Genomic DNA, 5,977 nt, shown 5'->3' on the forward strand with positions numbered 1-5,977 from the left:
ATATTAACTGGTCCGGAAGGAACAGGTACACCATCTATTATATACAATGGGTCGCTGCCGCTGGTCAGACTATTCCTTCCTCTAATATCTAGTTTAAAGCCTGCGCCCGACAATCCGGAAATTTGAGTGATGTCCATTCCCGAAACTCGTCCAACAAGTGCAGACAGTACGTTGGATACTGGTTCATTCTCAAAATCTTTGCCGCTAACGGTTGTAACATTACCTGTATTGAGCCTTTTGGTTGTGGTACCATAGGCAATTACCTGTACTTCGTCTAGCTTGGAATTATTTAATTCTAATTTAATGATGGTCAGGTCAGCATTTGCTTTGACCTCTTTAGTCAGGTATCCAACGTAAGAAATACGGATTTTTGCATTCTCATTGACATTGCTTATATGAAATTCGCCGGATGAAGATGTAGTTATAGAATTTTTACTTCCAACTACAGTTACAGTTGCTCCAGATAACGGATTTCCATCAGAATCCAGAACGCGACCTCGAATATCAATATGAGCAGACTTATCCATAAGCCTGTCAAGAAAGGAGGGCGCGGCTTTTTCTCTAATTACAACCGTTTTACCTTCGATGGTATAAGATAGTCCGCTAACTTCCACGATTTGATCCATCACATCAGAAAGCTTACTCTCCTGGAAATTTGCGTCAATTTTCTGCGAAGTCTGGAACTTATTGGTTCCTATGAGTACATCGTACCCGGTCTGGTTCCTGATTTCAAGAATGACGTCTTCCAAAGTTATCCCACGCTTCTTTAGCGTAATTCTTTGTCCGAAGGATGCAGCACTTACTTGCATCAGGGTAATGATTAATATGAAAGTGGTGAGTTTCATAATTAATATCAGTTTGTTAATGTAACCTTGAGGCGTACAAAAAAAATTAGTATAATTTTTATACATTTGATTGGTCTGTTAAGGTGTTGTGTCTGTTGTAAGAAGGCTAGTACACACCACCGGTTCATGAAATAATTGTTTAATCAATGTTTCTAAATGCAGGCTCAAAGGGCGTCGACGGCAAATCGGGGCCCTTTATTTATGCATCTGGCTGATTTTGTACTCAAGGAATTCTTTTTTGATCTTTCATCATTTTTAGTTTTTGGTTTAATTGATTTGACTTCATCACTGAAGTCTTTAGTTGAATAGGTATTGACTTTTTACAGGTGGTCAGCCTGTTTTATTTCTTTTTACTGATCTTAATGGTGTTTCCCTCTATTTCAAATGTGGCCAGTTCGGTTCTGGACAGCATTTTCAGTACTTTAGCAATGTCTTCATATCTGCTAATGGTTCCAAAATAAGTACCGCCTTTGGCCGCCTCATCTTTAAATTCGACTTGAACGTTATACCACCTGGCTATCCTGGTCATCACTGTTTCGAGATTTTCATTGTTAAACATAAAGTATCCGTCCTTCCATGCAACGGCATAGGCTGCTTTTACTTCTTTAACCTGCAAATGGTTACCGTTAAGTTCTGCTTGCTGATTAGGTTTCAGGACAACTGCATTGCCTTTAGCAGGTCTGATTTTCACACTACCTTCCAGCAAAGTAGTTTTTATATGGGGTTCTTCCTTGTAGCTGCTAATGTTAAAGTGCGTACCTAATACTTCTACTTCCTGTCCGCTACTTTCTACCAGGAAAGGATGGCTCTTATCTTTAGCCACCTCGAAATAGGCTTCGCCGCCTAAAGTGACTTCTCGTCTCGCACGCCCAGTAAACGAAACAGGATAAGTCAGTTTTGAGGCGGCATTAAGCCAAACTTTTGTGCCGTCGGGAAGAATCACCTGATACTGTCCTCCATTGGGTGTCTCTATTGTATTATAGCTATTGGAAGCATTGTTTTGTTGACCCACAATTTGATAGATCACTTGTCCGCCTCGTGTCTTGGAAATTTGCACACCGGCCTGTTCTGAGATTTTGCCTTTACTTACATCTGTTAATGTAATCGTTTTTCCATCAGCAAGAGTCAAAACTGCCTTGTTTGATCCCGCTACCACATCTGCCAGCTGAGACACGGGAACAGAAGTGCTCAACAGATTTCTGCGATTGACGTAAAAAACTGTACCAATAACCATCAGGAACACGGCTGCAGCAATAAACTTGGTCCAAAGCGTAAATGCTTTTTTAGAAGGAGCTTCATTCAGTTTTACTGCGTCCATAAGATTGGAATGCATCCGGTCACGAATCACTAAAGAATCTTCAGCATAGCCCTCTGGTAATTCCAGTAATTCATCTTCATGCTGTATATACCATTGGTCAAAGTAAGCTTGCTGTTCATCCGAGACTGTCCCTTCCCTTAGTTTATGGGCAATTTCTCGTAACAGTTTTTTATCATATTGCTGTTCCATTCTGGACCTGTTTTGCCTTATAGTCCGAAAAAAAACACCTAACCCTTAGTGCTCCTTAATTTTTTTAATAATTATTTCCAAAGAACCACAAAAGAATCAATGGAGAAATCGCACTTAGATCATTACGTAAATCTTTAATGGCTTTAGAAAGATGGGCTTCCACTGTCTTTTCGGAAATATCCAGATCTGCTGCAATTTGTTTATTGGTCATCCCGTGCTCGCGGCTTAATTTAAACACGATACGGCATTTTTCCGGAAGACGGTTCACTGCAACCTCTATCCTATCCATCAGTTCCTTTTCCAATAAGTGCTCATCTGCCGACGGATGAAATACTTCCTGGCTGGCATAAAGCGATTTATCTTTACGGTCTTGCAAGCGGTATTGTTTATCCAATTGTTTGATCACCTGATATTTTACAGCAACAGCAAGGTAGGTTGCTAAGGAGTATTTGAGTTTCAGATCATTTCTGCGCTGCCATAAGCTAAAAAAAACATCCTGCACACATTCTTCGGCAATTTCGGGATTGTCCAATCTGTTTCCGGCAACAGATAGAAGTTTGTCCCAATAACGAAAATACAGGGCAGATAAAGCCTGTTGCTGATCTTCTTTAAGCAGATCAACCAATTCATTATCTGAAAGGCTACCGTATGAATTCATGTATAAATTTACAAAATACAAGATGCAATAGTAAATATTTTCAATGAATTGTTGGGTAAATAGTCAAAATGAAAAGTCTATAACCGTTATCGATCCGCTGATTTGAGGCCCGTAAAGTCACTGGAAAACATATCAACAATAGATATTTTAAAAAGATCTGCAATTTGACGGAGCCTATTAATATTGACATCCGTTACCCCTGTTTCAATTTTTGAAAATGCAGGAATAGAAATTTTAAGTAGTTCCACTACTTCACGTTGCCTCCACCCCATTTTTAGACGGAGGAACTTGATATTTTTTGAGATTGTTTTCATGATTTTTTGTGTTTTAAATGAATAATAATTCTGCTAAGGGAGGAAAAGAATCAACCTTCTGCAGCAGGTAATGACCTTCCTCTTTTTGCCAGTTTTAAGGCTACTTCCTAGTTTTACAGGGGTAACCAACTGAAGATTGTTCACCGCTCAATATAAATTAATCCCTCAAAGAAATGGGTTAAGACTAACACAAAAAATAATATAAAACCAGAATAATATTAAACAAATCCAACACTAAGAATCTTACACTTGAGTTTCTAAAGAATATCATTGCAATAACCCCAGGAGTGATGATAAATGGACTTGGGTAATGCAATCGCTTGTTCAGTGGATCTTTTATATATAAATATGCATTTACAAACACTAAAGCAGCACCAATAACCAGTGTTAGAATCAAATATATCCTTTTCCTATCCATTTAACCTTTTAAGAATTGAAATCCTTGTACATAATTTTTAGGTTGCTCATAAAAAAAGAAGCTACTTCGCCATATTTGGAGGATAGCTTCTTTTTTTAAACTAACTTTAACTGTTAATAAACTATTGTAAAAGGCTCTGCAAATATTCTGCCGTAATTTGGGGTACTACAACCTTTGGGTCTTCAGCTTTTAGCTTTTTTATAGCCTTATTAAAACTGGTTTGTCCATCGATCAGATATTTAAAAAAATTCTCTGAAATGTTGATTTCATTAGCCGATTTCAATGTACATACGTATTGATCATCTTCAACCTTAACATGGCTGTAAAAGCGATAAAGGGCAGCTCTTGCTTTTGCCAATTCTGGTTTTTGGTACTTTGGCTTACTATGATCGTTTATTTCTTGGTTTAACTTGTCAACATCGACATCTATAAACGCATTTTCCATGATTAACCTTTTGCTTTCACCCCCTGTTTGGGTTGTTCTTATTGCATTAAGTTTATCTTGGCTTAATCCTGTTTCTGATTTTACGCACGCTATGGTCATTGCACATACCAGTGTTAAGTAAATTACTCTTACTTTTTTCATAAGATTTGGGTTAACTTTTAGATTGATTTGGCTACCATGCATTCCAACCGGCTGTAATTGCAACATTGGCGGCATCTGAACTGGTTATTACTCCATGACGCTTCAACAGCTGGGATAACGTCTGCTTTAACGGTTACACCTAAGGCGTTTAGATTTGTGTATTTATTTTTAGTTAGTTGCATATTAAGAGCCATATGTGAATAACGTTATATTTGGTTCTATTTGTAAGACCCCTAACTATCGGGTAAGTGGTATTGTATATATTCTTTTTTTGAAAAAATAATCTTCATTTACCTCATAAGATCGTTAGGAGTAAATATATAGCTAGCTTGTAAAAACTTAAATCACCTATTTGAGATAGAAGAATTTGGAATGGGGATAGATCAATTCTTCAAATTACTATCTAAGCGAATCTGCAACTAACGTCACAGACAATCTTAAACAGCTAATATCCGGTTATTATACGATAATAAACAGCTAAAAATCATACTTGAACAGAGATATTTTTATATAAACTATCATTTATGAAAATTACGCTCTCCTTGTTTATTCTTATCTGTACATACTTTTCAGGCACAGCTCAAATCCCTGAAAATCTAGGTGAAGGATCTATAAAAATTGGCATGTATGCCTTCAATTCAAAAGATACCGCTAATGTAAATACTGATCCTGAAAATCTGTTTTTGTATTTTAGTTATCATATCAGAAAGGATAAAATCCTTAGGGACACAGATGTCAATGCAAATTTAGACCATACGTCTTTGAAACGTTCTGACCTAAACAATGCCACAATTGTAAATTCTTTATCTGTAAAAGTAAATATACCCACCTACATTATTGATTGGAAAGAAAAAAAGACCTATACAGTTTACAAAAAAAAGGATAGCACCTTCGTCTTTAAAAATGATCTTAAGCAAGAAAAACAGGAGCTTTTCTTTAAAATGCTGGCCAATCCGCAAAAGAATGATGTAATAGTGGACACCACAAATCAAATTCTGGTTTATATATGTGATGTTCCTTGCTACCTGGCAAAATATGCAACTGCTTCGGGTTGGCGCAAATTTGCCTATACCAAGCAGCGATTAAGCTTCTTTTCTCCTTTAAATGCGCTATTTATTGGTTTTCCTTTTTCTGTTCTCAGTGTAGATGCAGAGAACACGGACGATCAAAAAAACAAAGCTCGTGTTACCGGGATCTCAAGATTTCAGGTTATGGATTTTAATGAAAAGAAACCGGATAAATCATTATTCAAACTTCCCAAAAAATACATTCTAACTAGTACCTCGCTTAACGGGACGCACATAAAGAAGAACTAGAATTCAACCTGAACAATTATAAACACATTAACATTCTTAAATTATGAAAAACCTACTATTATGGATTTTTTTTATCTCCGTTATTTGCTCTTCTTGTAAGAAAGATAATAACCTTACGCAAGATGATCAAACTTCCGAACTGTTTTATAAGTCAAAATTAGTAAAGACAGTAAACCTAACCGAAATTAAAACATCTGAAATTTCGTCCAAACCGAATACATTAAAATTGAAATTTGATAGTTATAAGGAAATGTATGATGCTTTTCAATTTATTGAAAATGGAACAGTTTTTAGTAAAGCGGATGTATTAAAACGAACGTCAGCGCCTATTGG

7 protein-coding genes are annotated in these 5,977 nt (G+C 36.6%); 2 read left to right on the forward strand and 5 right to left on the reverse strand.

Annotated elements, in window-relative coordinates; genetic code table 11:
- From VNZ46_RS02660 to VNZ46_RS02680, 5 genes are all read right to left on the reverse strand, one after another.
- The coding region (locus tag VNZ46_RS02660; RefSeq protein WP_325558521.1) for an STN domain-containing protein at nucleotides 1-845 on the reverse strand (845 nt) is incomplete at its 3' end.
- Between the two features lie 340 nt (nucleotides 846-1,185).
- A complete protein-coding gene (locus VNZ46_RS02665) occupies nucleotides 1,186-2,352 on the reverse strand; it encodes a FecR family protein (RefSeq protein WP_325558523.1) in 1,167 nt (388 codons plus the stop codon).
- A gap of 64 nt (nucleotides 2,353-2,416) precedes the next feature.
- Nucleotides 2,417-3,010 carry an RNA polymerase sigma-70 factor gene (locus tag VNZ46_RS02670; protein ID WP_325558524.1) on the reverse strand — a complete coding sequence of 198 codons (594 nt, stop codon included), beginning with the start codon at nucleotides 3,008-3,010 and terminating at the stop codon, nucleotides 2,417-2,419.
- A gap of 86 nt (nucleotides 3,011-3,096) precedes the next feature.
- Nucleotides 3,097-3,324 (reverse strand): helix-turn-helix transcriptional regulator, encoded by a 228-nt coding sequence (locus tag VNZ46_RS02675; RefSeq protein WP_325558525.1) that lies wholly within the window; start codon nucleotides 3,322-3,324, stop codon nucleotides 3,097-3,099.
- 539 nt (nucleotides 3,325-3,863) lie between these two features.
- The gene (locus VNZ46_RS02680; RefSeq protein WP_325558526.1) at nucleotides 3,864-4,328 is read right to left on the reverse strand and encodes a hypothetical protein; all 465 of its coding nucleotides are present in this window, start codon (nucleotides 4,326-4,328) and stop codon (nucleotides 3,864-3,866) included.
- Nucleotides 4,329-4,852: 524 nt separating this feature from the next.
- On the opposite strand from VNZ46_RS02680, the gene VNZ46_RS02685 reads away from it, so the two are divergent.
- Together VNZ46_RS02685 and VNZ46_RS02690 are read left to right on the forward strand one after the other, a co-directional pair.
- Nucleotides 4,853-5,644, forward strand: a complete 792-nt coding sequence (locus VNZ46_RS02685) for a hypothetical protein (protein WP_325558527.1) — start codon at nucleotides 4,853-4,855, stop codon at nucleotides 5,642-5,644.
- A 43-nt stretch (nucleotides 5,645-5,687) separates the two neighbouring features.
- The coding region (locus VNZ46_RS02690) for a hypothetical protein (protein ID WP_325558529.1) at nucleotides 5,688-5,977 on the forward strand (290 nt) is incomplete at its 3' end.

Source organism: Pedobacter sp. (genome assembly GCF_035566355.1).
GTDB lineage: Bacteria > Bacteroidota > Bacteroidia > Sphingobacteriales > Sphingobacteriaceae > Pedobacter.